22 protein-coding genes and 1 pseudogene are annotated in these 24,954 nt (G+C 66.3%); 4 read left to right on the top strand and 19 right to left on the bottom strand.

Annotated features, from left to right (window positions below; translation table 11 throughout):
* Positions 1 to 5: 5 nt before the first annotated feature.
* The 10 genes from bcsA to XcuCFBP2542_RS19530 form a co-directional block, all read right to left on the bottom strand.
* Complete coding sequence (gene bcsA, locus XcuCFBP2542_RS03905) at positions 6 to 2,150, bottom strand: UDP-forming cellulose synthase catalytic subunit (RefSeq protein WP_104602312.1); 2,145 nt, start codon at positions 2,148 to 2,150, stop codon at positions 6 to 8.
* A 90-nt stretch (positions 2,151 to 2,240) separates the two neighbouring features.
* Positions 2,241 to 2,708 (bottom strand): hypothetical protein, encoded by a 468-nt coding sequence (locus XcuCFBP2542_RS03900; RefSeq protein WP_104602311.1) that lies wholly within the window; start codon positions 2,706 to 2,708, stop codon positions 2,241 to 2,243.
* A gap of 28 nt (positions 2,709 to 2,736) precedes the next feature.
* Positions 2,737 to 3,192, bottom strand: coding sequence for a cellulose biosynthesis protein BcsD (gene bcsD, locus XcuCFBP2542_RS03895; RefSeq protein ID WP_104602310.1), 456 nt, complete (start codon positions 3,190 to 3,192; stop codon positions 2,737 to 2,739).
* 170 nt (positions 3,193 to 3,362) lie between these two features.
* Positions 3,363 to 4,562 carry a nicotinate phosphoribosyltransferase gene (gene pncB, locus XcuCFBP2542_RS03890; RefSeq protein WP_104602309.1) on the bottom strand — a complete coding sequence of 400 codons (1,200 nt, stop codon included), beginning with the start codon at positions 4,560 to 4,562 and terminating at the stop codon, positions 3,363 to 3,365.
* A gap of 209 nt (positions 4,563 to 4,771) precedes the next feature.
* On the bottom strand, positions 4,772 to 5,740 hold the full coding sequence (locus tag XcuCFBP2542_RS03885; protein WP_167526818.1) for a glycoside hydrolase family 113: 969 nt from the start codon (positions 5,738 to 5,740) through the stop codon (positions 4,772 to 4,774).
* Complete coding sequence (locus tag XcuCFBP2542_RS03880; RefSeq protein ID WP_211292975.1) at positions 5,722 to 6,978, bottom strand: hypothetical protein; 1,257 nt, start codon at positions 6,976 to 6,978, stop codon at positions 5,722 to 5,724. The genes XcuCFBP2542_RS03885 and XcuCFBP2542_RS03880 overlap by 19 nt, the downstream gene beginning before the upstream one ends.
* A 49-nt stretch (positions 6,979 to 7,027) precedes the next feature.
* Complete coding sequence (locus XcuCFBP2542_RS03875; protein ID WP_104602306.1) at positions 7,028 to 8,935, bottom strand: glycosyltransferase family 2 protein; 1,908 nt, start codon at positions 8,933 to 8,935, stop codon at positions 7,028 to 7,030.
* Positions 8,936 to 8,947: 12 nt separating this feature from the next.
* The gene (locus tag XcuCFBP2542_RS03870) at positions 8,948 to 9,832 is read right to left on the bottom strand and encodes a hypothetical protein (protein WP_425477980.1); all 885 of its coding nucleotides are present in this window, start codon (positions 9,830 to 9,832) and stop codon (positions 8,948 to 8,950) included.
* A 267-nt stretch (positions 9,833 to 10,099) separates the two neighbouring features.
* Positions 10,100 to 10,939 carry a glycosyltransferase family 2 protein gene (locus XcuCFBP2542_RS03865; protein WP_104602305.1) on the bottom strand — a complete coding sequence of 280 codons (840 nt, stop codon included), beginning with the start codon at positions 10,937 to 10,939 and terminating at the stop codon, positions 10,100 to 10,102.
* 212 nt (positions 10,940 to 11,151) lie between these two features.
* On the bottom strand, positions 11,152 to 11,298 hold the full coding sequence (locus tag XcuCFBP2542_RS19530; protein WP_158251430.1) for a hypothetical protein: 147 nt from the start codon (positions 11,296 to 11,298) through the stop codon (positions 11,152 to 11,154).
* 77 nt (positions 11,299 to 11,375) lie between these two features.
* On the opposite strand from XcuCFBP2542_RS19530, the gene XcuCFBP2542_RS03860 reads away from it, so the two are divergent.
* The 4 genes and pseudogenes from XcuCFBP2542_RS03860 (at position 11,376) to XcuCFBP2542_RS03845 (ending at position 16,395) form a co-directional block, all read left to right on the top strand.
* Complete coding sequence (locus XcuCFBP2542_RS03860; RefSeq protein ID WP_104602304.1) at positions 11,376 to 12,536, top strand: phosphotransferase enzyme family protein; 1,161 nt, start codon at positions 11,376 to 11,378, stop codon at positions 12,534 to 12,536.
* A gap of 29 nt (positions 12,537 to 12,565) precedes the next feature.
* Positions 12,566 to 14,732, top strand: a pseudogene (locus XcuCFBP2542_RS03855) (TonB-dependent receptor).
* Positions 14,733 to 14,985: 253 nt separating this feature from the next.
* Positions 14,986 to 15,561 carry a nicotinamide riboside transporter PnuC gene (gene pnuC / locus XcuCFBP2542_RS03850; RefSeq protein WP_104602303.1) on the top strand — a complete coding sequence of 192 codons (576 nt, stop codon included), beginning with the start codon at positions 14,986 to 14,988 and terminating at the stop codon, positions 15,559 to 15,561.
* Positions 15,562 to 15,666: 105 nt separating this feature from the next.
* Positions 15,667 to 16,395, top strand: coding sequence for a UTRA domain-containing protein (locus tag XcuCFBP2542_RS03845; protein ID WP_104602302.1), 729 nt, complete (start codon positions 15,667 to 15,669; stop codon positions 16,393 to 16,395).
* A 66-nt stretch (positions 16,396 to 16,461) separates the two neighbouring features.
* On the opposite strand, the gene XcuCFBP2542_RS03840 is transcribed toward XcuCFBP2542_RS03845, so the two are convergent.
* The 9 genes from XcuCFBP2542_RS03840 to xpsH form a co-directional block, all read right to left on the bottom strand.
* A complete protein-coding gene (locus XcuCFBP2542_RS03840) occupies positions 16,462 to 17,301 on the bottom strand; it encodes a glycosyltransferase family 2 protein (RefSeq protein WP_104602371.1) in 840 nt (279 codons plus the stop codon).
* 436 nt (positions 17,302 to 17,737) lie between these two features.
* Positions 17,738 to 20,011, bottom strand: a complete 2,274-nt coding sequence (gene gspD, locus XcuCFBP2542_RS03835; RefSeq protein ID WP_104602301.1) for a type II secretion system secretin GspD — start codon at positions 20,009 to 20,011, stop codon at positions 17,738 to 17,740.
* A complete protein-coding gene (gene xpsN, locus XcuCFBP2542_RS03830; RefSeq protein WP_104602300.1) occupies positions 20,008 to 20,805 on the bottom strand; it encodes a type II secretion system protein XpsN in 798 nt (265 codons plus the stop codon). Before xpsN ends, gspD begins: the two co-directional genes overlap by 4 nt.
* On the bottom strand, positions 20,795 to 21,442 hold the full coding sequence (gene gspM / locus XcuCFBP2542_RS03825; RefSeq protein ID WP_104602299.1) for a type II secretion system protein GspM: 648 nt from the start codon (positions 21,440 to 21,442) through the stop codon (positions 20,795 to 20,797). The genes xpsN and gspM overlap by 11 nt, the downstream gene beginning before the upstream one ends.
* On the bottom strand, positions 21,426 to 22,547 hold the full coding sequence (locus XcuCFBP2542_RS03820; protein WP_104602298.1) for a PilN domain-containing protein: 1,122 nt from the start codon (positions 22,545 to 22,547) through the stop codon (positions 21,426 to 21,428). The genes gspM and XcuCFBP2542_RS03820 overlap by 17 nt, the downstream gene beginning before the upstream one ends.
* Positions 22,544 to 23,395 carry a type II secretion system minor pseudopilin gene (locus XcuCFBP2542_RS03815; RefSeq protein ID WP_104602297.1) on the bottom strand — a complete coding sequence of 284 codons (852 nt, stop codon included), beginning with the start codon at positions 23,393 to 23,395 and terminating at the stop codon, positions 22,544 to 22,546. The genes XcuCFBP2542_RS03820 and XcuCFBP2542_RS03815 overlap by 4 nt, the downstream gene beginning before the upstream one ends.
* Positions 23,392 to 24,027 carry a type II secretion system protein J gene (locus XcuCFBP2542_RS03810; protein WP_104602296.1) on the bottom strand — a complete coding sequence of 212 codons (636 nt, stop codon included), beginning with the start codon at positions 24,025 to 24,027 and terminating at the stop codon, positions 23,392 to 23,394. The genes XcuCFBP2542_RS03815 and XcuCFBP2542_RS03810 overlap by 4 nt, the downstream gene beginning before the upstream one ends.
* Entirely contained in the window at positions 24,024 to 24,440 is a 417-nt protein-coding gene (xpsI, locus tag XcuCFBP2542_RS03805) for a type II secretion system protein XpsI (protein ID WP_104602295.1), read from the bottom strand. The genes XcuCFBP2542_RS03810 and xpsI overlap by 4 nt, the downstream gene beginning before the upstream one ends.
* Positions 24,437 to 24,946 (bottom strand): type II secretion system protein XpsH, encoded by a 510-nt coding sequence (xpsH, locus tag XcuCFBP2542_RS03800; RefSeq protein ID WP_104602294.1) that lies wholly within the window; start codon positions 24,944 to 24,946, stop codon positions 24,437 to 24,439. The genes xpsI and xpsH overlap by 4 nt, the downstream gene beginning before the upstream one ends.
* Positions 24,947 to 24,954 lie beyond the last annotated feature (8 nt).

Genomic DNA, 24,954 nt, shown 5'->3' with positions numbered 1-24,954 from the left:
CGCACTCACGACTCCAGATCCAGCGGGCGCGCCGGGCGAAAGCCCTGCCGCGCACTGTCCACCATATGCCGGCCCAACCGCCCAAATCCGCGCGCACTGGCTTCCAGCACCTGGCCCATCGAGCGCCAGAAAGAATCACGGTCGTGCTGGCCCCATTGCGAAAGCCAGATATCGGCACGCGCGAAGGTGGACGCCACCAGCCAGCGTTCCTGTTCCATCGACATCTGCGTGAACTGGATGCTGACCTGGCCATCGCGATCCTGCCGTACCACCGCCGGCAGGGTCTGTTCGATGCCGCGATGGCTCAGGCCGATCTGGACCTGCATGCCGGGTTCGATCGGCTGCGGCTGATCGAGCATGATCGCCATGCCGCCGGTGGAGAAATTCAACGAACGGCTGGCCAGCACGTTGCCATCGGGCAGGTACAGATTGACCGGGATATCCAGCGGCACGCGGTGGGCGCTGCGCACCTGGCGGGTTTCGCTGGCAGTGGCGATCGTGGCGCCCAGCAGCACCATGTTGTACAGCGTCCAGGCCAGGTTGAACCAGATCGTCTGTTGCTCGCCGCTGCCGCCCACATAGATCAGCCGCAGCACGCCGGCCACCACGCCCACCACGTTGAGCAGCAGCAGGAACAGGTAGGGCTTGGCGATCTGCGCATCGAAATAGCTGCGCGCCACCAGACCGCCCTTGGGGGTGACGTTGAACTTGCCCAGCTTGGGGTTGAGCAGCGCCACCAGCGTCGGGCGGAAGATGTACCAGGCCAGCGTGGTCTCGTAGACCTCGTTCCACAGCAGATGCCGAAACCGGCTCTGCACGCGCAGATTGGTCAGGTTGGCCTGCAGGATATGCGGCAACGCATAGGCCAGGATCATCAACGCCGAGGCCTGGATCACATGCGCGCCGAAGAACAGATAGGCCAGCGGCGCGGTGAGATAGATGATGCGCGGCACCCCGTAGAAGAAGTGCAGCATCGCGTTGAGATAGCACAGCCGCTGCGACAGCTTGAGCCCACGGCCCAACAAAGGGTTGTCAATACGCGCGATCTGCGCCATGCCGCGCGCCCAGCGGATGCGCTGCGCCACATGGCCGGACAGGCTCTCGGTCGCCAGCCCTGCGGCCTGCGGCACCGCCAGGTACGCGGTGCGGTAGCCGCGGCGCTGCAGCTTGAGCGCGGTGTGCGCATCTTCGGTGACGGTTTCCACTGCCACCCCGCCCACTTCTTCCAGCGCGGTGCGCTTGATGACCGCGCACGAGCCGCAGAAGAACGTGGCATTCCACTGGTCGTTGCCGTCCTGCAGCAGGCCGTAGAACAGCTCGCCCTCGTTGGGCACCTTGCCGTGGGTGTCGAGGTTGCGCTCGAACGGATCGGGCGAGAAGAAATAGTGCGGCATCTGCACCAGCGCCAGCTGGGTGTCGCGCAGGAACCAGCCCATCGCCACCTGCAGGAACGAGCGGGTCGGGATGTGGTCGCAGTCGAAGATCGCCACGTACTCGCCGCTGCACTTCTTCAGCGCCGCGTTGATGTTGCCGGCCTTGGCGTGCGCATTGTTGGTGCGGGTGACATAGTTGATGCCGACCTCGGCGCAGAACTCGCGGAACGCGTCGCGGCGGCCGTCATCGAGCAGGTGGATGGTGATCTTGCCGGCCGGCCAATCGATCACACTGGCGGCCAGCACGGTGGTACGCACCACCGACAGCGGCTCGTTGTAGGTGGGAATGAACACGTCCACGCTCGGCCACAGGCTCTGGTCGGCCGGCAATGGCACCGGTTTGCGGTTGAGCGGCCACAGCACCTGGAAATAGCCCAGCACCAGGATCACGAACGCATACAGCTCGGCGCCGAGCAGGCCCAGGCCAAGAATGAAATCCACCGCGCTGCCCACGCCCATGGTCTGGGTCATGCGCCACCAGATGTAGCGGCACGACACCGCCAGCGACATGCCCATCATCATCAGGATGACCACGCGCCCGCCCCGGTTGCGCACCGCCAGTGCCACGGCGAACAGCACGCCGGAAAACACCAGCTGCTGGGTTACGTCCATCGGCACGGCCACCACGAACACCAGCAGCAACGCACCCAGCGACCACAGCGCCCAGGTCGCCAGCCTTGGCAGCGGTGATGCGGAACGGATACGGGCAGCGGTCATCGGGAAAATCCTTTCAGGCGTGGCGGCATGCGGCAGAACAGGCACTGACAAGCGCGCGGGCGCTTGCCGTGGATCATTCAGTCAAGCGGGTCAACGCGACCGCAGCCGCCTGAGCGGGCTCTGTGCCGAACTGCGCACATCGGCCTGCGACAGGCGCTGGAACAGACGCTCCAGCGGTGTGTGCGCCAGTCGTCCGGGCGCCGGCAGGCCGCGCGGCCCTGGTTCGTCGAGCTGGCGCAGCTTGCGCAGCGGTGCCAGCGCATCGGCCGGCGGCACCTCGCCAGGGTCGCCGGCCGGCGTCGCGGCGACGGCCGCCTGCACGATCGGCCCACGCGGCGCGGGCGCCGGTATCGGCAGAGCCGGCGTCAGCGCTTCCGGTGCGGGCCGTGCTGTCTCGGCGGGCGCAGGCACATCGGCCGGCACCACCTCCGGCTTGCGTGGCGGCAGCTGGGTGTAGGCGAAGTCGTGATACCCCTCGCTCGCCTGCGTCCCCAGACGCGCGAACAGGCCCGAGACATCGTCGTGCTCAGGTGCATTCTTGGTGTTCTTCGGTGCCATCACAGTCCCCTTGCCCGGTCACACATGCTCATTGCGCCCGCGCCAGCACGAACTGACGCAGATCCACGGTTTCGCCCGGAACGGTCTGCACCGCCAGGCCTGCCAGCATCCCCACTTGCTGGAACCACCCTTCATACACACCCTGCAAGAACCCGTCGCTCCACGCCGCGCCATCCAGCACCACGCCCAACGGCGCGCCGGCATGCCGGATCCACACATGGTCGGCCTGCTCGTCCAACGCGCACCGCCCCCAGTCGCAGTCGTCCCAGACCGCGTTGGCGGCCTGCTGCATCTCTTCCAGCGTCGCGCACGGCAGCAAGCGATGCGCCTGCGCGAAGCGGCGGCCGATACGCGCCATCAACGTCGCCAGATCGTGCTCGGGCAGCTCGGCGCCGAACTCCTCGGCCATTGCACGCACAAATCCCAGCCACTGCCGGGAACAGCTGCGGGTGCGGTAGAGCGACAACGGGTCCAGTGCTGACATTCGGCGGGTTTCGCGATGGAGGGACACCACATACGACAGATGCACCAGAAGTGATGCAAGCGTGATGCCAATGTTAACGCGCGCAAACTGCCAATTGAGAGATGCATCTCACTTTTCAGCGTATTCACCGAAGGCAGCCTTTCCGTCCGGGCAGTTTGTGCCCGATTGCGTCATTCCCTGTCGCGCGCAGTCACCTCGTCGGACAGGGGCGGCAGGCCGAATACATCGCGCAGGTACCGCAGGTAGCCAACGTCCTCGCACATGCGCTTGCCGGGCGAATCGCTGAGCTTGGCCACCGGCTGGCCGTTGCAGCGGACCATCTTGATGACGATCTGCAGCGGCGTCGGCCCCAGGTCGTTGGTCAGGCTGGTGCCGACCCCGAAGGCCAGCCGGCAGCGGGTGTGGAAGTGCTGGTACAGCCGCATCACCTTGTCGATGTTGAGGCCGTCGCTGAACACCAGCACCTTGCTGCGGGGGTCGATGCGGTGCGCCTGCAGGTGCGCGATGACGCGCTCGCCCCACTCGAACGGGTCGCCGGAGTCGTGGCGCATGCCGTCGAACAGCTTGCAGAAGTACAGGTCGAAATCGCGCAGGAAGGCGTCCAGCCCCACCACGTCCGACAGCGCGATGCCCAGATCGCCGCGGTACTCGCGCGCCCACGATTCCAGCGCGGCCACCTGCGAGTCGCGCAGCCGCGGTCCCAGCGCCTGGAACGCCTGCAGGTATTCGTGCGCCATCGTGCCCAATGGTGTCAGCCTGTAATGCTTGGCGAAGTACACATTGCTGGTGCCCACGAACTGCTCGCCCAGCCCATCGCGCAGCAACGGCAGCAGCTCGCCGTGCCAGTGCCGCGAGTAGCGCCGCCGGGTGCCGTAATCGGCGATCTTGCAGCCAGCCGGCATACTGCGCAGGCTGGCGATCTTCTCGCGCAGGCGACAGCGGCCCTCCTCGAAATCCGGCTCGGAGGTGTTGCGGAACCACACCTCGTTGATGATCGCCAGCAGTGGCACCTCGAACAGGATGGTGTGCAGCCACGGCCCACGGATGGTCAGCTCGATCTCACCCGGCGCGCTGGTGGATGCCGCCAGCTGCAGGTACTTGCGATCCAGATGGAACAGCGCCAGGAAGTCGGCAAAGTCCGGCTTGATGAAGCGCAGGCCGCGCAGATAGTCCACCTCGTCCTCGCGCAGGCGCAGCCGGCACAGCGCATCGATCTCGCGCGCGATCTCATCGATGAACTGCGCCAGGTCCACGCCAGGGGTGCGGCACTTGAAACGGTACTCGACCTGCGCGGCCGGGTGCTGGTGCAGCACCGCCTGCATCATGGTGAACTTGTAGAGGTCGGTATCGAGCAATGAATGGATAATCATGCGGCTGGATTATGCCCGCCACGCCGCCGCCTGCATGTGTCGCGGCGCGCGCTGCGCCGCAGCCATGGGCGCAGTAGGCGGCCGATGACGCGCGCACATCGACGTGCGAGGCGATCTTACCGCCCCGCCTCCGCATATCTCCAGCGATGCCCCCCCCAGATGGATGGGCCGCCGGCAGCGGCATCGCTGTCCCCTGCCCCACCGCGCCCTCAGCGCGCCAGCACCTGTTGCGCCGGTTTGCCTTGCACGGTGAAGTCGCTGTCGTCCGGGCCGCCAGCCGTGGGATCGGTGTACCAGCACCACAGCGCGATGCCGTCCATGCCGTGTGCCTGCAACACCGTGCGCCATTGCTGCAGCACCTGCCGCTGCAGATGGGTGTCCACCGCTGCGGTGCGTTGCTCCGGGCTTTCCCACGGCGCCGCCAGGCTGCCGCGCGCCGAGCGCAGACCCAGCTCGGCCACCCAGACCGGCTTGCCCACGCGCTGCCCCAGCTGCTGCAGCCGCTGCGCGGCGGCCTGCATTTCCTGCGTGCGTGCCTTGGCTGCTTCGGACAGACGCGGATACAGGCTGGTGCCCACCGCATCGAACAGCGACCAGTAACGGAAGCTCTCCGCGTGCTCCATGCCATCGGCCACGTACAACAGCTTGCCGCGATAGACCTGGCGCACCGCCGCCACCAGCCCGGGCCATTGCGGGGCGTCCTGCAGCTTACGTAGCTCGGTGCCGACCACCAGCGCCTCGGCGTGTTCGTCCTCGGCCAGCTGTGCCAGCGGCAACAACGCCTTCTGATACGCGGCGAACCAGGCCGCCTGATCGTCGGGCGCCACCTCGCCAGCCCAGTGCCCGGGGATCCAGACATGCACCTTGAGCGTGGGACTCAGGCCGGCGCGATGGCTCTGGCGCAGCGCCGCCCGCAGCGCCTCCAGGCGGCTGTCGCTGCCCAGCACCGGGTCGTTGGAATGTGGGGTTGCCTGCCACACGAACGCCACCAGCAACGCCTTGCTCGCACCGGTGGCGGCCAAGGCCTCCAGCGACTGCGCGGCAGCCGGGCTTTCCCAGGGCGCGTTGGCCGAAACCTTGACGTTGGCGCCCATCCACATCGGCGCGGCGGCATTGCAGCCATTGGCCAGCAGGCACACACCCAGCACCGCAAAAAGGGTCAGAACGCGCTTGAACATGCAGCCGCTGCCTCGCTGGTCGACGCTGCCGTGCCCTGCACGCAGCGGGTCGTGCCCAGGGTCGCATGTGTCGTGTCGGGCGGCGCCATGGTGCCGGTGGTTGGGCCCACGGCCGCGTCAGGAGCGCTGGCGGGCGTGGATGCACCGAGCACGGCTTGCGTCTGCACTCGGCCCTGCCATGCCACTGGCGCATTCGCTGGCAGCACCACCGCCTCACCCTTCACCAATGCCCGTGCGTGGGCGGCTGGCACCGCGCGCAGCCAGCTCCCCCAGCCCTGCGGTTGCACCCAGGCTGCACCGAGCAGGCCAAGCAGCAGCAAGCCGGCCGCCTGGCTGCGCTGGTCCGGCTGCAAAGCGCGCAGCAGCAACGCGGCCGGCACCCACAGCAGCACCAGCGCATCGAACCCGGCCCAGCCGAAGGCGAACGACAGCGCTGCCGCGCAGATCACGGTCCCGGCGCTGGCGATCACGCCACGCGCCAGCGCCGCGCTGCGCGCACGTAGCACGAGCGCCAGCACCGGGAAGCAGACCGCCGCAGCCACGCCCCAACGCACCGCTGGCAACCAACCCTGCGCCTGCGCGGCCAGCGGCAACGGCAGCGAGTGCGCGCCCTGCGCGATGTTCGACAGTGCCGGCCACGGCGCATGGAACACGGTCAGATTGACGTACGCCCATATGCCGAGCAGAAACACGAACGGCAGATAACACACCAGGTAGAACGACCCCGGCGCCTTGCGCCGCAGTTGCGGCGGGATCACCAGCAACAGCCACGGCGCCACCATTGTCGACAGTGCCAGCGTCTGCACATCCAGGCACAGCAAGAGGCACAGCCAGCCAGCGATACGCAGGTAGGTAAACGCCTCCACCGGCGCCTGCAGGCGGCGCAGCGTACGGCACAAGCCATAGAACGCCAGCAGCCCCACCGCCTGGCTGCCGCCGGCCGTGATCGGCAGCAGGAACAGCGGGTTGCAGCCCACCAACAGGGTCAAACCGCTGGCCCAGCCACGCCCGAACACACCGGCCAGGTCGCGCCACAGCAGTGACAGGAACACGGCATTGGCCGCCACCGCCAGAAACGGCCAGACCAGGAACGGCAGATCCCAGCGATGTAGCGCCCGCTCCACCGCCCAGGTCAACAGACCCGTCGCCGGCACGCCCACGCCGGGGGCGGCCACCGGTGCGGCGCCGCCCAACGACTGCACCAGCAAGGGCTGACTCAACAGCGACAGCGCTACCACCGCCACCAGGAATGCCGGCAGACCGCGGTCGCGACGCACGGCAGCCGGCTCATTCTTCGAGTGCGGCACGGCGCTCGTTTTCCGAATGCTTGCTGAGGCCATGCGTGGTCTTCTCCCAATAGAAAGGATTGTGGATCAGCTGCCAAAGACCTTTGTAGCCGGCGATCAACTGCAATACCCAGTAAAGCGGCACCGTGAGCGCGTACGGTGCCAGCTTGAAGTAGTCGCGTTTGAACGCAGCCACCAGCGTGATGTAGATGAAAAACGCGTTGGCCAGCAGCAGATTCACCAGCGAGATCGCAGCCAGCCACGGCGGAAAGATCGCATCGAACACGCGCGCACCGCTCACCACGCTAATCAGGCACAACGCCCACATCACCGGCACGCCCAGCGCAATGAAGAAATTGCCGCCGATGAAGAACTGGAAGCCCCAAAACCCCTTGAATCCGGTACTGCGGTACAGATGCACCGGGTCGCGCATATGCACCAGCCAGGTCTGCATGTAGCCCTTGAGCCAGCGCGAGCGCTGCCGGATCCAGTTGGGGATGCTGACGTTGGCTTCTTCGAAGGTAGTGGAATTGACCACGTTGACGCGGTAACCGTTCTGGATCAGGCGCACGCCCAGGTCGGCGTCTTCGGTGACGTTGTAGGGGTCCCATGCGCGCACCTGCCGCAGCACATCCAGACGGAAGTGATTGGAGGTGCCACCCAGTGGAATCGGGATGCGCAGGTATTCCAGCGCCGGCAGGTAGAAGTCGAACCAGAGCGTGTACTCCAGCGTGAACATCCGTGTCAGCCAGTTTTCGTCGGCGTTGTAGTAATTCAGCCGTGCCTGGATGCACACCACGTCTTTTTCCGCCTTGCGGAATGCGGCCACCACGCGCTTGAGCTGGTCCGGCTCGGGCTTGTCTTCGGCGTCGTAGATGGTGAGCAGCTCCCCACGCGCGAAATGCAGCGCATAGTTGCAGGCCTTGGGCTTGGTCTTGGGCTGCGACGGTGGCACCCGAATGATTTCGAAGAACGTTTCCAGGCCGAGTTTCTTGGCCGCCTCGATGGTCTCCACGTCGTCGGCTTCCAGCACCAGCTTCACGTCGAGCTTGCTGATCGGGTAATCCAGCTTGCGCAGTGCGTTAGCCAGGATCGGCAGGACTTCCGGCTCCTTGTACATCGGCACCAGCACGGTATAGACCGGCAGGTCGTCATCGCGCAGCGCAGCCACCTCGCCTTCGGTGACCTTGATGTCGATGCGATGACGCGAGCCAAACCACACCAGCAACAGCTTCAGGCCGAAGGTGGCCAGGAAGCCCAGCGCCACCAGCATGTTGACGGCAATCAGCGCCGGCACCGGAAACACCACCAGCGTTACCACCAGCAAGGCGGCCAGCACCCACAGCGTGATCTTCTGCCTGTGCGTCACCACCTGGCGCGCCGAATAGGTCGGCGCATGCGCGGCGAGCAGGTTCAGCGCGTTGTCGGTGAGCTGCTCGTCGGCGTGGCGTTGCAGGCTCCAGATGATGTCGAACTTGGCGGTGCCGACAAAGCGCACCTCTTCGCCGTAGTGCGCGCGCGCCCAGGCAAACAGCGCCGGGTCCGGGTCGGCCACTGCCAGCACCAGCACGTCGTTCTCGCGCCGCCACGGCAGCAGCAGGCGTTGTGCATAGCTGTCCAGATCTCCGGGAACCAGCAGCGCCGGATCCGGCGGCTGCTGCACCAGGTCGATGAATTCCAGCCCGAAGTGCGCCGCCACGATGGCGTAGAAACGCTGCGCCGGCACGCCGCGCTGGGCCAGAATCACATCACCCAGGCGCGAGTTCCAGCGCTGCTGCAGTGCCAGCGCCGCACCCAGTTGCTCGTCGGTGATGACGCCTGCCGACACCAGCGCACGACCCAGCAGCCCGCGTTCGCGGCCGATGTCCGGCGCCCGTCCCAGCGCATCCAGTTCACAGGTGACCGTCATGGCGTGGCGTCCTTAGAACCGCCACCAGGCCGCCACGAAGGGCCCGCCTGCGGCACCGGTATTGCGGCCCATCACCGGCTGCTGATAGCCCAGCTGCCACTGGCTGCCGCCCGGCGCGGTGTACAGCGAGGACAGCTGCAGCTTGGTGAGGTCGTAGTTGGTGCCGGTGGCGACGAAGCCGGTATCGCCAGGCCTGGAACTGATGACAAACGCATCATTGCGCCCATTGCCCAGACCCTGGATGACGTTGAGCTCGCCCAGTAGCAACCAGTTCGGAGCCAGGCTCAAGCCGGTGGACGCATCCACCCGCACTTCGTCCGACGCGGCACTGCCACGCAAACGCACCGCGCCGCCCAGGTCGACATAACCGTTGTGGCTACCCAGCGTGTAACCACGACCGCGGCTATAGCGCAGCTCCAGGCCGTAATCACCCAGGCCCAATGCCGGATCAGGTCCGGGATTGCCCGGGTGATACGTCTTGCTGCGGCCGTAAGCGGGAATGCTCACCAATGCCTGCACGGCACTGCGCCACACATCGTCTGCCGCAGCGGGCAGTGCGTAGCGCAGACCGATTTCCTGGTCCGCGAACCCCGTGGTGCTGCGACGCGCACGAGCTGGCACGCCGTCGACCGGCTCGTCGTTGTTGAAACCGACTTCGGTGAAATACAAATTGCCGATCAGGCTCAGACGGTCGCTCAGGCCATGCTCGACGTAGACGTTGAGCTGGTCCTGGCGGCTACGCCCGTTATTGGCGAAATCGCCGCGGCGATGCGCATCGTCAAACCAGCCGGTTCCATCGCTATGCAACGCCTTGACGATCACCAGCGTGTCGCCCTGCGGCTGGGTCCAGGCACCGGCCATGGCGGTGCCCGGCAGTGCCGACAAGGAGCAGCCCATGGCAAGCACGCAGATTGCAGCCAGTGGCAGCCGGCAGGATCGGCGACGGGACACGGCTGCCAGGGCAACCGAACTGGACTGCAGGCAGACAAGGCACGCCTGACGGACCCGCGAGCGCGGGTCGTTCTTTGCAAACATTTGTACGATTCCTGATGGGGGACCCGTTAGGGGCAGGACGCACGGATGAGGTCACACTTCTAAGCGAAACGTATCACAGTTTAGACCAATTCCCGATCACAGATTTACCATCAATTTAACGCGCGGAGGTCATTTCGAACGCAACAATCTGGGCACCTGGGCAGCCGCGTGGGTCCAGATCGCCAGCCAGACTCCCAGCTGGGTCGGCAGGTCGCGCTGGCCCGCCTCGAACTTGCGGAAATACCGCCACAGGCCGCGGTGCTTGTGCCACTCCACGAAGAATGGGCGGGCACGGCTGGAGACGCCGCGCACATGGACCACCTGCAGATCGTTGGCCACGGCCACCAGCGCGCCGGCCTGGCGCGCGCGCCGGCACAGGTCCAGATCTTCGGCATGCAGCCGGTAGCGGCCATCCCAGCCACCCAGCCGCTCGAACAGGCTGCGCTGCATCAGCATCAACGCACCGGAAATGGCGTCCACCGGCTGCAGCGACAGGCGCGAGTCGGCCGGCACCGCCAGTTGCGCGGCAGCACGCGGCGCGCGCAGCATCGCCGCAAAGTCGGGGTCACGCCGCCGCACCGCCGCATCCGGCCGGCCCTGCTCGTCCACCTGCTCCACCCCCAGCAGCACGGCGGCGTGCCCGGCGGCGCGGGTGCACAACTGCACCAGCGTGTCGGTTTCGACCATCAGGTCCGGGTTGATGAACACCAGCCACGGGGCGGTGGAATCGCGGGCGCCCTGGTTGCAGGCGGTGGCAAAGCCGGGATTGTCGGGATTGGCGATGAAGTGCACCCGGGCGTCGGCCAGGGCATGCCGTTGCACCAGCTCCAGGGTGTCGTCGCTGGAGGCATTGTCCACCACCCGGATCTCGTCAATGCCCTCGGCTGCGCGCAGCCGCGACAGACACGCATCGATGGTGCTGCTGCTCTGGTAGGTAACGACGACGGCGGCGATCTGGACAGGAGTCATTGGCGCATTATCCGGTGGCCAGGCCTCGCAGCGCCATCGCAGGCGCACGTCCGGCATCCAGCGCTCGCGCAGCGGGCGAAAACCACACGCGGGCGGCGAGCGTCTTGAGCACCGATACCGGTCCAGCGTGGCGGCCGGCAACCGCAGCGGGCATACTGCGCGCCCGACGGCCGCCCAGCGGCATGCATCGGTGCCGTTCGCGGCGCACCCCCTCACTCGATCTCCGTGATGACAGCCAGCAACCGCGTGGTTTGCCGCTGCCTTTTCACCTTTTGCCTCGCGGCGGCCTGATGCGGCCAGCGCGGCAACGACGGCCCGGCAGCGCCGTCCTTGGTTTCGCCGGCCTGCGCACCGGTCATGCAAACGCGCTTCTACATGACTGGTCTATACCAATAGTGATTCTCGTCAGTAGCAGTCGTCTGTCCGGGGTTGCCTGATGAGTGCCATCCATCAGGTCCACGGCATGAGCCTGGCGTTGGCGCTGCCGGACTGGCCAGCGCTGACCGTGGACGAAATCCAGCAGGTGCTGCAGCAGTTCGTCGGCATCGGCGGTGGCGAGGTGGTGCGCTGGCATAGCGCGCGTCCGTTCTCCGCAGCCGCCTTGGTCGAAACCGCCAGCGGGCCGGTGATCGTCAAGCGCCACCATCGCCGCGTGCGCAGTGCCGCAGCCTTGCGCGAGGAACACGGCTTCATGGCGCATCTGCGCTGGGCCGGCGCACCGGTGGTGGAGGTCCTGCATGCGGCCGGCGGCCAGACTGCGCTGGCGCAGGACCCATGGGTCTATGAGGTGCAACGCGTCGGTGCCGGCCAGGACCTGTATCGCGACGCCTTGTCGTGGACGCCGTTCGCCAACTGCGTCCATGCGCAGGCGGCAGGCGAGGCGCTGGCACAGGTGCACCGCGCCGCGCAGGGCTTCGATGCGCCGCCGCGCTCCACCAGCGTGCTGGTCGCCAACCTGCAGCTGTTCGCACAGGCAGAACCACTGCTGGCGCTGCAGCGCACGCTGCCGACGCGGCCGCTCCTGGCGGCGGCCCTGCAGCGCTTTGCATGGCAACGCGACCTGACCACCCATCTGTTGCCCTGGCATGCCAAGGCCTGGCCGCTGCTGTCTGCGCCGGGTGCGATGCCGCCGCTGTGGACGCATGGCGACTGGCATGCGTCCAACCTGCTCTGGAACACAGATGCCGACGGCCACGTCGGGGTCAGCGCGATCTTCGACTTCGGCCTGAGCGATTGCAACAGCGCGCTGTTCGATCTGGCCACCGCCATCGAACGCAACCTGGTGCCCTGGCTGCAGCTGGATGCTGGCGCACGCGCGCGGCCCCAGCTCGCCCAACTCGATGCCTTGCTGGATGGCTACGCCCTGCACCGGCCGTTAACGGGCGCGCAGCTGCGTTGCCTGGCGGCGCTGTTGCCGATCGTGCATGCCGATTTTGCGCTGAGCGAAATCGAATACTTCGCCGGCATCACCCGCTCCGCCGACAACGTGGACATCGCCTACCACCGCTACCTGCTGGGCCATGCGGACTGGTTCGCCAGTGCCGATGGCCAGGACCTGCTCGCGCATCTGCACGCGCGCGCGCACCGCTCGCCATGAACGCTTCCTCCTACTCTCGAGTCTTTCGCATGCCTGCATTACGCCCCACCCTGCTCTCCCGCTGCCCGCTCACACTCGCCATGACGCTCTGCCTGGCAGCGCCCGCGCTGGCACAGCAACACTCCGATGCCGACGCGGTGGAACTGGACGCGGTGAATGTACGCGGCGAACGTGGCGACACCGCCACCGCACTGGGCGGCTTCGGCGCCACCGCCCTGCTCGATGCACCCGCCTCGATCGCCGTGATCGAGCGCGGGCAACTGCTCGACCGCCAGGCGCGCGTGCTCAGCGAGGTGCTGCGTGCCGATGCCTCGGCCGGCGATGCGTATGCGCCGATCGGCTACTACGAAAACTTCGTAGTGCGCGGCTATTCGCTCAATGCCGCCAACAGCTACCGCATCAACGGGCTGAGCGCGGTGGGCGAGCAATCGATCGCGCTGGAGAACAAGCAGCAGGTGCAACTGCTCAAGGGCTTGTCCGGGCTGCAATCGGGCGTCAACGAACCGGCCGGGCTGATCGACTACCGCACCAAGCGGCCAGAGCAGGTGCGCAGCCTGACCCTGGGCACCGACGAGCAGGGCTCGCGCTATATCGCCGCCGACCTGGGCGATTGGTTCGGTGCCGAGCGCTCGCTGGGCCTGCGCGTGAATGCTGCGCGCGAAGACATCGACAGCTATGTCGATCATGCCGATGGCCATCGCAACTTTCTGTCGCTGGCCGGCGACTGGAAGATCACCCCGCAATCGCTGCTGCAGCTGGACGTTGAATACCAGCATCGTCAGCAGCGCTCGGTGCCCGGGTACCAGCTGCTGGGCGGTACGCAGGTGCCACGCGAGATCGACGTGCGCCGCCTGCTCGGCTACCAGCCGTGGGCGCGCCCGGTGGAAATGGCCTCGCTCAACGCGCAACTGCGCTATGCCTACCAGTTCAACGACGACTGGCGCGCCACCGCAGAAGCATCGCGCAGCCGTTCGGCGATCAACGATTTCTCCGCGTTCGCCTGGGGCTGCTATGGCGCCACCAGTTGCGCCGACATCGCCACGCCCAATTTCTTCAGCGCGCAGGGCGAGTACGACATCTACGACTATCGCAGCCCCGACGACACCCGCGTGCACGATCAGCTGCGCGCCACGCTGGAAGGCCGCCTGGTCACCGGTCCGCTGGAGCATCACCTGAGCATCGGCGGCGACTGGCTGCGCCGCACCATCGACCGCTTCGGCTCGGTCAACGCGTTCGTCGGCAGCGGCCGCATCGACCGCGACCCGGAGGTCTTTGCGCAGACCGATGTGGCACTGGACCCCAAACAACGCCGCCTGGATAGTCGCCAGCGCGCGCTGGTGCTGGCCGACCGCATCGGCCTGGGAGCCCTGTGGGAACTGTCACTGGGCGCACGCGCCGTGCGCCTGGACGAGCGCACCTTCGACCGCGACGGCCTGCTGGAGCGACGCACGCGCAAGGACGCGGTGTTGCCGCAGGCGGCGCTGTTGTTCAAGCCGCAACAGAACCTGTCGCTGTATACCAGCTACGCCAAGAGCCTGGCCGCCGGCGGCACCGCGCCATGGTTTGCCGACAACGCCGATGAAATCCTGCCGCCCACCAACGCCTATCAGCTGGAAACCGGGGCCAAGTTCGCGCTGGAGGGCCTGCGCCTGGGCGCGGCGCTGTTCGATATCCGCCAGGCCTATCAATTCACCCAGCCGCAGGCCGACGGCGGCCTGCGGTTCGTGCAGCAGGGCCGCCTGCACAACCGCGGGCTGGAACTGTCGGCCGATGGGGCGGCGACCGAGCAACTGCGCCTGTTCGCCAGCGTTGCGGCCATCCGCGCGCGCGCCGAAGACACCGGCATCCCCGACATCGAAGGCCACCAGGCCATCAACGTGCCCAAGCTGCGTGCCAGCCTGCAGGCCGACTACCGCGTGCCCGGCGTCGATGGCCTGGCCGTGCTGGCAGGCCTGCAGTACAGCGGGCGCAAGTTCGCCGACCGGCTCGGCAACGCCAGCGTGCCGGCCTATACCGTGGCCAATCTGGGCGCGCTATGCCACCACCGTCGGCGGCCTGGCGACCACCCGGCGGGTGAACGTGGACAACCTGTTCGACAAGCGCTACTGGCGCGATTCGGGCGAGTACCAGGGCGATGCGTACCTGTTCCCAGGCGCACCACGTACCGCGCGCCTGACGGTGCAGGTGGATTTTTGAGGTCTGCGGCCCCCATCCGCCCTTCGGGCACCTTCCCCCGCAAGCGGGAGAAGGGAGTCGAAGCGAGTCACTTGTGATTGAGCGTGTTTCAGGCACCGGCTGAAGGCAGCAGCAGCTTATTCCGCGGCGAAGGCGCTGGCGTGTTTCCATCGCACGCAGACTCGGGGCATCGCGCAGCATCCACTGACAACTGCAACACGGCTTTGCTTGTGCTGCACCTCTCCCCCGCTCTCCACTTTCCATCAGGCAGTGCATGTCGTTGCTCGAATCCATCGCTGTCGTGATCAACCTGCTGGGCGTGTGGCTGACCGCGCGACGCATCCGCTGGTGCTGGCCGGTAGGCATCGTGGCGGTGGCCTTGTACGCCTGGCTGTTCTACCAGTGGAAGCTGTATTCGGACATGCTGCTACAGGGCGTGTACGTGCTGACCCAGCTGTATGGCTGGTGGCAGTGGCGACAAAGCAGTGGCATGCAGGCACGCATCCGCCCGCTGCCGATGCCGCCGCCGGAGCTGTGGCTCTCGCTGTGCATCGGCGCCGCGTTCGCCGCCGCGCTGGGCGCGTACATGCACCATCGCACCGACGCCGTGCTGCCATGGCTGGATGCGGCGCTGGCCAGCTTCAGCCTGGTCGCCAGCGTGTGGGCGGCGCGCAAGCGCATCGCCAACTGGGTTTTGTGGATCGTCCTGGATTGTGTCTACGTCGGCGTGTTCGTCTACAAGGGGCTGTACCCCACCGCCCTGCTCTACGCCGGCTTCGTGGTGCTGGCCGTGTACGGCTGGCGCAGCTGGAACGCCCAACGCGCGCGGGGCCCGATGCCCGCAGCGTGAATCAGGGCCGGTTTGCGGCCGCGGTCTTTCTTTACCATCGTGGCCTTGCCGGTTTCTGGTCATCACCTTGCACATGCTGTGTGTCACCTCGCGGCGGATCGCCGCATGAACGTTTCGCGCCAAGCCGCCATCACCGATGCCATCGGCGCGCAGATTGCAGCCGGCGCCTGGGGCCCGGACCATCGCCTGCCGGTGGAACGCGCGCTGGCCGAGCGCTTCGGTTGCACCCGGATCACGCTACGCGAAGCACTGCAGCAGCTCGAAGCCGAAGGCCGCATCTACCGCGAGAATCGCCGTGGCTGGTTTGTCAGTGCACCGCGCGTGCGCTACGACCCCACCAGCATCGCCGGGTTCATGCAGTACGTGGCTGCGCAGGGGCGCAGACCGCGCACCGAGTTGTTGAGCGCCAGCCTGCAACCGGCCGGTGCGCAGTTTGCCGCCGCGCTGCGCCTGCACGGCCCGCAGGAGCAGGTCTTCGTGCTGCAGCGTCGGCGCTGGATCGATCGGCGTGCGGTGCTGCTGGAAACCAATGTCGTGCGCGCCGCGTGGGCGCCGGGCCTGCTGGAACACGACCTGGCCGGCTCGTTATCGAACGTGTTCACCCAGAAGCTGGGCCTGTTCCTGAGCCGCAGCCAGTTGTCCATGCATCCGGCCGGGCTGGATCCAGCGCAGGCGGTGCTGCTGCAGTCCACCCCCGGCACCCCGTGCTTCCGCCTGCAGCGGGTGAGCTTTGCCGAGGACGGCAGCGCGGTGGAGCTGGATATCGAATCCTGGCGCCACGATGCGTTGGACGTGGTGGTGCACACGCAGGCACCGGCGCGTTCGGCGCTGTAGCGCCGGGAATCGGGAATCGGGAATCGGTGACGAGCGTGCTGCGCTGCCATCTTCGTTGCAAGGCAGCTACGGGCCAAACAATGTGCGCTGCGGGTCCGGCGGCGGCAGCTCGGCCAGCAGCTGGCTCAGCTGCTCGCGCTGGGCACGTAGTGGGTCGTGCATGAGGAAGCCGGCCAGGCGGGCGTGCCAGGCCGGCCAGCGGGTGGCCAGCGCGTCCATGTCGCCGTCGGCCGGGCGACCTTCATGCGGCGAGGCGACGAAGGCGGTGTCGCACAGCACGTTGCGCCAGCCCAGCCCGCCCATGCGCAGGCTCAGGTCCACCAGCGCGGCATACCAGGAGCCGTAACTGCTGGCATCCAGGCCGCCGGCCTTGCGCCGTGCACTGCCGCGCAACAACACCGCATGGCCGACCGCCGATGGCAGCTCCGGATGCAGCGGCGGCATCGCCGCACAGGCGGCGGCCAGCCGTTCCGGAGCCTCCGGCAGGGGGTTGAGTTCGCCCAGGCGCGGCCAGCTACAGGCTTCGCCCACATTGCTCCACGGGGTGGCCGTGGCGATGGCGGCATCGCGCGCGAAGCATGCGCTCAACTGGCCCAGCCAGCCCGCTAGCGGGCAGGCATCCACGCCCAGCACCACCACATCGGCATCGCCGCAGGCGCTGAGCATTTCATCCAGATGCGCCACCTCGCCCAGCATGCGCTGGCGACGGGTGTGGTGCGCCTGCAACGGCGTGCGTGCCAACCAGTGTTCGATCACCGCGCGTCCGCGCGGACCGGCCTGCGCATCGTCGGCCAGCCACACCCGCGTGCCGGCCGGCGTGGCCGATTCCAACGCTCCTAGGCAAGCGTCCAACCGGAACTCATCGAATCCAACCCCAACCAAAATGATGGGTAGATCCTGACCCATCAACAGCTCCAAACAAAGGCGTGCACTATTTTCCCTTAATGTAAATAAATTCTCTAACTACCCAGGTATCTGCTTAGTGCATGTAACAGTTACGATTACAACATAGCCTCCTGCGGCACCGTTAGGCTTATACCACGTGATGTTTGTCATAGGACAAACCTTACTTGAAACTGCAGGATTAGTAGCGCCAAGCCACCCGTCAAAGTACGCATATGTAAGCGCGGTATTGAGCGCATTAACCCGAGCAGTTTCATAAACCGGATGGCTAGCTTGTGCACTATAAAGGAGACTGAATGGGACAGCTTGCACATTTGTCGAGAAAAATAAGAGCAAGAAAAAAATCGTAAGCGGATAACAGATAATCCGATTTCTTTTAAAAATTTTCATGCTGGTTAGTCCCTACGTCTTAGTGAAATGAACTATAAAAACGAAACCGTCATTTTTTTATCGGCCTCATTGCGTTAAACTTCTGACCATATTCATCCGTCAATTTTCTCGCCTCCTGAGGATTTCTCACAATAGATGGAGTAATCAGCACAATAACTTCCCTGCGATTCTTATTTTGTGTCTTACGTCCAAAAAGCGCACCAACAACCGGCAATTTGCTCAAAATTGGAAGCCCATCGCTACCATCTGAGGTCGAGTCATCGATCAAACCGGCCAGCATTATCGTGTCCCCATTCTGGACAGCGGCTTCTGTTTTTACTCGACGAGTATTGATATCAACATTACATGCAGCACTATTAACAGTAGTTGTTGCCGCTGAGGTACATGCTGCCGGGCGCGCGCCCGGCGTACTAACCTCCTGAACAATATCAAGAAAAACCATTCCATCTTTAGTAACGCGCGGACGCACCTTCAAAATTACACCGGTATCAATATACTGAACCGATGAAAAACTACTATCACTACCCAATCCGGTATTTATTGATGTCGAATTGATAGGAATTCGAGAACCAACATTAAGTGTGGCTTCAGCGTTATTTCGCACAAAAACCGACGGAGTTTGAAGCAAACGCAAGTTAGTAACACGATCCAGCGCGCTAATTATTGCAGCTGCATTTTTACCCAGGAAAGTCCAGGCAAGACCATTATTTGTAACGCTCCCGGACACATCACCCCATATACCTCTACCAACAGCTGGCGGCAAACCAGCGCCCCCCGTGCCATCCGCATTTACGGGCGCACTGACCGCATTTTCGAAATACCAATTAACACCATACTCTAGCTGCCCCGTCAGGGTCACTTCGGCAATCTGTGCCTCGATGTGCACCTGCATAGGCATCACGTCGAGCCTTTCAATCACATCACGAATAGAGCCCCATGCTTGAGCACTTGCACGTACCAGCAGCGTATTAGTCTCGGAAACTGCCGAAACGCCGACTTTGCCGCCTTCAACTTCAAGAGTTACGCTACCGTTTTGGTTAGTGCTGGGCTGTAGCTGGAGCATGCCACTTCCACCGCCTGCTCCAATGCCCCCAGGTCCACCAGACTGACTTGAACCGCCAGTCTCGCCTCCAATACTTCCACCCGTTGTTCCACTGCTACTTCCAAGACTTTCGTCTCGATCGGCTCCGCCGCTGTTATTGCCCAACATATTCACGACACCGCCAGGCACCAACGTAGAACTGCTATTGCCGCCGTTACCGCGCCCACCAAACACTTCCGACAATCGATCCGCCAGGTCCTTGGCCTTGATGTACTTCAACTCGTAGGAGAACAGCCGCACGCCGCCGCCGGCGCTGTCGATGCGGTCCAGCCACTGCTGGATCTGGTCCAGATAGCGCGGCTGCGGGGTGATGACCAGCACCGCGTTGGCGTTTTCCAGCGGCATGAAACGGAACATGCCGGCGCTGGGTGTCTTGCTCTGTTCGCCGAACACCTTTTCCAGATCCGCGCTGACTTTCTCCGCCTTGCCGGACTGGATCGGGAACACGCCCACCGACATGCCCGACAACCAGTCCACGTCGAAGATCTGCACGGTGCGCAGGTAGTTTTCCAGCTCGGCGCGGGTGCCGCCCAGGGTGATGACGTTACGCGCCGGGTCGGTGCCGACGATGGCATTCGGGCGTGCGTAGGGCTCGAGCACCTTTTTCATTTCGCTGGCGGAAATGAACTTCAACGGCACCACGCGCACTTCGAAACCGCGTGCGGCCGAGGGCGATGCAGTGCTGGGCGCGACCGTGCCGGCCAATGCCTGGTCGGCCGGCACGATGTTGTAGCGGCCACCGCTGAACACCATGCGGGCGTTGTTCCAGCCCAGCACCATCTCCAGCAGGTTCAGCGCCTGCGCAGGCGAGACCGGGTTGGGCGTGGCCAGGGTCACGGTGCCCTGCACGCCCGGCGCGATGACGTAGTTCTGCCCGAGCATGTCGCCCAGGATCGCCTTGACCACGGCCTGCACCGATTCGCCTTCGAAGTTGAAGGTGGCGCTGCCGCTGCTGGCCATGCCCAACGTGGGCGACGGCGCCGACGCGGCGCTCTGGTTGATCATGGTGCCGCTGCCGCGGCGGATCACCGGGCTGGGCTTGGCGTCGGCATTGGCGTCGGCCCGCTGCTCGGCAGCGGTCTGGGTGGCGCCGGCGGCGCCGACTTGCGGATCCAGGCGCGCAGTGCGGCGCACGTCCGGTGGCGGAGTGGTGGCGCAACCGGCCAGCAGGCCAATCAGCAGGGACACGGAAAACAGGCGCGGCGTCATGCGTTCACTCATTGGGTCTGACCGGGGGGTGAGCCGCTCTGGCGCTGCTGTTGCAGCTGGCGGCGTCGGGCTTCGATGCGTTCGCGGATGGCACGCATCTGATCGTCGGAGGGGCGTGGGGCTTCCTGCGCACCATCGCTGCGCTGCGGCGGCACCGTGGGCGGTGCCTGCCCGCCGGGTTGCTGCTGCGGCGGCGTGGTCGGTTGCGGCTGCGGCTGCTGCGGCGGTTGCACGGCCGCGCCGGTATCGGGCACCGGCAATGGCGGGGTGCTGCCGGCAGCGCCGCGCGCGGCGGCATTGGCGGTGGGTGGCTGCCCGCCCTGGCCGTTGAATACATGCAATTCCAGGGTCTGGGTGCCGCCGGGGCCTTCGATGGTGGCGCTGCGCGGTTGCAGCGCCAGCAGGCGCCAGCCCTTGACCGCATCGCCGCCCAATTGCACGCGCACCGAATCGCGCGGGTCCAGGGTCAGCGTGGCCATCTTGAAGGTCTCGGTCAGCAACACGCCGGTCAGGCGCACCGTGGAGGCAGCGCCGCTGCCGTCGTTGCCGGACAGGAAGAACGGATGCGGCAGGCGGTCTTCGGCGAAGGCCGGGTGCGCGGCGATCTCCGAATATTTTTCGAAGGCGCCCAGGCGCTCCGGTGCCGGCGCCGGCAAGGTGGGCAGGCGTTGTACCAGGGCCGGGTCGTCCGGCAGCAGTTCCACCCGCTTGCCCAGCCCGGCCACGGCCAGGATGCACACCAGCAACGCCCAGCCGGCCACGGCGGCCAGCAGCCAGGTGCGCAGGCCGATCAGGTCAGGGCGCATTGCTGGCCTCCCCGGCGGCGGCGGGTGCTGCATCGGTGTTCAACGGCGCGGCGCTGGCGCCCGGGCGCAGATAGCCGGCCAGTTCGAAGGCGATATCCAGGCCGTTGCCGCTTTCGTTGGGCGAGAGTTGGTAGCGCTGCGCCATCACGTTGAGGTTGTCCACGAACAGGCGCGGGGTGCCGTTTTCCAGGCTGTACAGCACCGAGGCCAGCTCCGGGGTGCCGCAGCGCAGGCGCACCTGCACTGCCACGCGGGTGAAGCGGGCCTTGCTTTCCGGCTGCAAGGGCGAGCGGTTGCTGATGGCGCAGCTACGGTTGCCGGGGCTGGCCTCCACCACCGCGCGCTCCAGCCGTTGCACCAGCCCGGCCGAGGCCAGCTCGGCGGAGGTTTCCGGCAGGAAGCCGGGGCGGCTTTCCAGGGTCTGGCGCGCCTGCTGCAGCCGTTTGCTGACTTCCGGTGCCTGCTGCAGCTGCACGCGCACGCGCAGCTCGCGCTCGCGCAGCGATTGCAGGTCGTCCTGTGCGGCGATCATCGGCTGGGTGAACCAGGGGTGCACCAGTACCAGGTAGGCTACGCCCAGCACCAGCAGCAGCAGGCCCAAGGCGATCCAGCGGTCGCGCTTAACGCTGCGTGGCATCGGCGGCCTCCTTCGCACCCGGGCCCGCCAGCTCGGCGGTGATGGTGAAGCGATCGACATTGCGGCCGGCATCGCTTTGCAGCACGCCGGTCAGCGAGGGCGTGCGCCACAGCGACGAGCCTTCCAGGCGCCGCACCAGCGAGGAGGCTTCGTTGCTCAAGCCGATCAATTGCAATTGCCCACCTTCGACCGAGAATTTTTCCAGATAGGTGCCGCCCGGCAGACGCCGGCTCAGCTCGTCCCAGATCTCCACCGAGGTGGGGCGCGTGGCACGTTGTTGCTGGAAGAAGTTGGCGCCTTCGACCAGGTCCATCAGTTGCTGGCGTTCGGCGGCCACCTGGCGCGCGCGCGCGGCATTGGCCTGCACCTTGGCGCGCAGGTCGTCGGCGGCCTGGCGGCGATTGTCCAGCAGCAGCCAACCGGCCACTGCCAGCAGCAGCACGGCGGTGGCGGCAAGCAACAGGTTCCAGCGCTGCATCGGGTCGCTGCGGCGCAGGCGACGTGCCGGCGGCAGCAGGTTCACGCCCAGCGGCGCGCCCTGCGCATCGGCCACGTCGATGCCGGACAGCGCCGTGGCCCAGGCATCGGGCACACCGGCCGGACCATCGATCATGCGCCGTGGCACCACCACCAGTTCGACATCGAGCTGGCCGTCTTCGCGCACCTCGAGCACGCGTGCATCGAAATACACCTGGTCGGCGGTAAACGGGGTTTGCCGGTCGATCTCGAAGCGCGCCACATCCTGCAGCCGCGCCGCGGCGGCGGCCGGCAGGCGCAAGGGCCGCCGCAACGTGTGCGTGGCCGGCAACAGCCAGTGGCGCGGCAAGCCGTCCAATGCGCTCGGCAGCACCGCATTGACTTCCTGCGGCTGCAGCGGCCACGGCAGGCTGGCGATCGCCTCGCGGCTGTGATCGCGCTGGCGCACCACCTGCAAGGTCTCCCCGTCCAGCTGCAACAGCAGGCGCGCCTGCGACAGGCCCAGCTGCCATTGCCAGCGCTGCGGCAACCATGCCAGCAGCGATTGCTGCCACCAACGCCAGAAGCCTCCGGCGCCCGGCATGGCGCGTACGCCGATACGGCCCAAGGTGTCCCGCCATGCGGTCATTGCACTGCTGCTCCCTCTTCCCAACGCAACACGGTGTAGGCCGATCCCGGCAAGGCAGACGCGCTGGTGGACACCACCGCGCGCAATACGGCCTCGCGTCCCTGACTCAGTCGCGCCCGGCTCTCGATACTATAAGTGTCCGAGCCACCGACCGTCGCGTCACTGCCCGGCAAACCCGGCGGCGCGTCACGCTGGGCCAGCAGCTGCCGTGCGTCCAGGCCCATCGCGGTCAACACCGGACCAGGTGCAAAGCGCGCTTCCGGCCGCGAACGGCCGCTGTGCAAGGTGATGTTGGGCAACAGCTTGCGATACAGCTCGCTGTCCATGCCCAACACCAGCCGCAGTTCGCCCAGGGTTTCGAACGGGCTGTCCTTGGCGCCGTATGGGAGGCCGGCATCGGCGTAATCGCGGTCTTCCGCGCCGCCACCGGGCTGGCTCAACGAGTCGCCATCGCGCCAATCGACGATGGCGCCGGCAATGCGCGTGTCGCGGCCCTGTTCACCGCCGACTGCACGCACCAACCCGGCCAGCAGCGCCGGCTCGGCCATGTTCAGATCCACCTTGCCACTTTCATCGGTGATGCGGATCTCCACCGTGGCATCGTCCATCTGCCAGCGATAGCGCCGGCCATCGGCGCGCCAGCGTGTCTGGAGATCGGCGCTGCGCAAGCGAAACAAGGCGTATTCCAGGCCGGCACGTGCGTATTCCTGCGCCTGCGTGCCATTGCGCAGCATGCTGCCCTGCAGCGCCTCCACGCGCGCGCTCAACGCGAATGCGCCGATCATCGCGGTGAGCAAGGCGATCAACCACAACACCAGCACCAGCGCGGCCCCGCGCGCCCGGCTCATTGTCCTGCCCCCGGGTTGCTGGATTGCGGCAGGGCCACCACCACCGGCGGCCAGGGCGCATCTTCGCTGCGGATGTCGATGCGCACCAGCAGCGGCAGGCGGTCGTGCCATTCCCACTGCGGCAACCATGCGCTCAGGCGGCCGTTCTGCGGGTCCATGCCGCGATAGCGAAAGCTGACCTGCTGCACGCCGTCGGCCAGCGTCTCCGGCGGCAAGGCGGTGCCTTCCTCGATCGACTTGCCCGATTGCAGCATGGTCAGCGCAATCTGCAGGCGGCGTTGCTCGCCCTCGCCAGCCACCGACAGGTCGTGCAGATACGGGCCGCCACGGCCCAGGTAATCCGGCACGTCGGCAGCAAAGCGCATGCGCTGCGGCTCGCCGACGAACAGCATCGGTTGCTGGCTCTGCGGATCGATGCCCATGGCCAACGGCAAAGCGGCCGCCAGCCGCTGGCGCAGGAACTGTTCCACTGCACGCATGCGCTCGCTACGTTGGGCGATGGCCTCGCCGCGCTGGCTCACCGCACTGGCAGAGCGCAAGGTGGCAAACGCCAGCGCCAGCCCGCCGACCAGCAGCATGGTGGCCAGCAGCACCTCGATCAGGGTGAAGCCGGCGCTGCGCGAACGGGTCATCGCGCCCCCTCCTGCGCGGTGGCCGTCACCAGCCGCAAACTGCGCCATTGCAGCATCTGGTTGGCCGCCTCGCCCCACCGCACCACCAGGGTGAGTTGCAGCAACGTGGACCCGCCAGGGGCCACCGGTGCCTGCGGGTTGCGCCGCGGTTCGTCGTACGGGCGCACCTCCATGGACCAACGGAAATGCCCGTTTTCGAAACTGCCCTGCTGCTGCCCGGGCAGCAACGGCTTCTCCACGCCCTGCACGGCCAGCAGCGATTGCGCGTGCAGCGCCGCGCGCGTGCCTTCGTCGGCTGCACGCACCTGGCGTGCGGCACCGGACAACGATCCCAGCAGCAGGGTCAGCGCCAGGGCGAGCAGCGCGAAGGCGACGATCACCTCGATCAGGGAGTAGCCGCGTTGCCGCTTCATGGCACCGGCGTCCGCAATGGGCCCGAACGTACCTCGCCGGTGATCCAGCCCACGTCCACGCGCCAGCGCGCGTCCTTGACCTGCAGATCGATACGGCCGCCCGTAGAGGCGCCATCGGGGAAGAACTGGATGGCGCCTTGATCTTCCCGCGACTGCACTTGGCGCGCGCCGGTGAAGCGCACCTGCAGCGAGGACGGCAGATCGCCGTGATGGCCGCCGGGCGCTTCCCAGCGGCGCTGCAACGGGTCGATCAGGAACCGCTGCGGGGTGCCGGTGGCGATGGCCTGGGTGCGGGTGTAGCGCAACTGCGAGGCAATCGCCTTGCCGGCGGTGCGCAGGCGCATGCCGTCGATGCCGCCGTTCAAGGCAGCGGCCGCCAGCACGCCGGCCATGGCGATCAGCGCGATCACCAGCAGCATTTCCAGCAGCGAAGTACCACGCACGCCTCCGCCGCCAGGGCCGAACACGGCGGACGGGCAACGCAACGGCGGAGGCGCAACGCGCATGACCTGAA

The sequence above is a fragment of the Xanthomonas cucurbitae genome, assembly GCF_002939885.1.
Lineage (GTDB): Bacteria > Pseudomonadota > Gammaproteobacteria > Xanthomonadales > Xanthomonadaceae > Xanthomonas > Xanthomonas cucurbitae.
The sequence above is the reverse complement of the archived record's forward strand: the minus strand, read 5'-3'. Positions and strand labels throughout refer to the sequence as shown.

Excerpts from the sequence above, each read along its gene's own strand:
- bcsA (WP_104602312.1), bottom strand. The coding sequence starts at position 2,150 with ATGACCGCTGCCCGTATCCGTTCCGCATCACCGCTGCCAAGGCTGGCG.
- XcuCFBP2542_RS03900 (WP_104602311.1), bottom strand. The coding sequence starts at position 2,708 with ATGGCACCGAAGAACACCAAGAATGCACCTGAGCACGACGATGTCTCG.
- bcsD (WP_104602310.1), bottom strand. The coding sequence starts at position 3,192 with ATGTCAGCACTGGACCCGTTGTCGCTCTACCGCACCCGCAGCTGTTCC.
- pncB (WP_104602309.1), bottom strand. The coding sequence starts at position 4,562 with ATGATTATCCATTCATTGCTCGATACCGACCTCTACAAGTTCACCATG.
- XcuCFBP2542_RS03885 (WP_167526818.1), bottom strand. The coding sequence starts at position 5,740 with ATGTTCAAGCGCGTTCTGACCCTTTTTGCGGTGCTGGGTGTGTGCCTG.
- XcuCFBP2542_RS03875 (WP_104602306.1), bottom strand. The coding sequence starts at position 8,935 with ATGACGGTCACCTGTGAACTGGATGCGCTGGGACGGGCGCCGGACATC.
- XcuCFBP2542_RS03870 (WP_425477980.1), bottom strand. The coding sequence starts at position 9,832 with ATGGGCTGCTCCTTGTCGGCACTGCCGGGCACCGCCATGGCCGGTGCC.
- XcuCFBP2542_RS03865 (WP_104602305.1), bottom strand. The coding sequence starts at position 10,939 with ATGACTCCTGTCCAGATCGCCGCCGTCGTCGTTACCTACCAGAGCAGC.
- XcuCFBP2542_RS19530 (WP_158251430.1), bottom strand. The coding sequence starts at position 11,298 with ATGACCGGTGCGCAGGCCGGCGAAACCAAGGACGGCGCTGCCGGGCCG.
- XcuCFBP2542_RS03860 (WP_104602304.1), top strand. The coding sequence starts at position 11,376 with ATGAGTGCCATCCATCAGGTCCACGGCATGAGCCTGGCGTTGGCGCTG.
- pnuC (WP_104602303.1), top strand. The coding sequence starts at position 14,986 with ATGTCGTTGCTCGAATCCATCGCTGTCGTGATCAACCTGCTGGGCGTG.
- XcuCFBP2542_RS03845 (WP_104602302.1), top strand. The coding sequence starts at position 15,667 with ATGAACGTTTCGCGCCAAGCCGCCATCACCGATGCCATCGGCGCGCAG.
- XcuCFBP2542_RS03840 (WP_104602371.1), bottom strand. The coding sequence starts at position 17,301 with ATGGGTCAGGATCTACCCATCATTTTGGTTGGGGTTGGATTCGATGAG.
- gspD (WP_104602301.1), bottom strand. The coding sequence starts at position 20,011 with ATGAGTGAACGCATGACGCCGCGCCTGTTTTCCGTGTCCCTGCTGATT.
- xpsN (WP_104602300.1), bottom strand. The coding sequence starts at position 20,805 with ATGCGCCCTGACCTGATCGGCCTGCGCACCTGGCTGCTGGCCGCCGTG.
- gspM (WP_104602299.1), bottom strand. The coding sequence starts at position 21,442 with ATGCCACGCAGCGTTAAGCGCGACCGCTGGATCGCCTTGGGCCTGCTG.
- XcuCFBP2542_RS03820 (WP_104602298.1), bottom strand. The coding sequence starts at position 22,547 with ATGACCGCATGGCGGGACACCTTGGGCCGTATCGGCGTACGCGCCATG.
- XcuCFBP2542_RS03815 (WP_104602297.1), bottom strand. The coding sequence starts at position 23,395 with ATGAGCCGGGCGCGCGGGGCCGCGCTGGTGCTGGTGTTGTGGTTGATC.
- XcuCFBP2542_RS03810 (WP_104602296.1), bottom strand. The coding sequence starts at position 24,027 with ATGACCCGTTCGCGCAGCGCCGGCTTCACCCTGATCGAGGTGCTGCTG.
- xpsI (WP_104602295.1), bottom strand. The coding sequence starts at position 24,440 with ATGAAGCGGCAACGCGGCTACTCCCTGATCGAGGTGATCGTCGCCTTC.
- xpsH (WP_104602294.1), bottom strand. The coding sequence starts at position 24,946 with ATGCGCGTTGCGCCTCCGCCGTTGCGTTGCCCGTCCGCCGTGTTCGGC.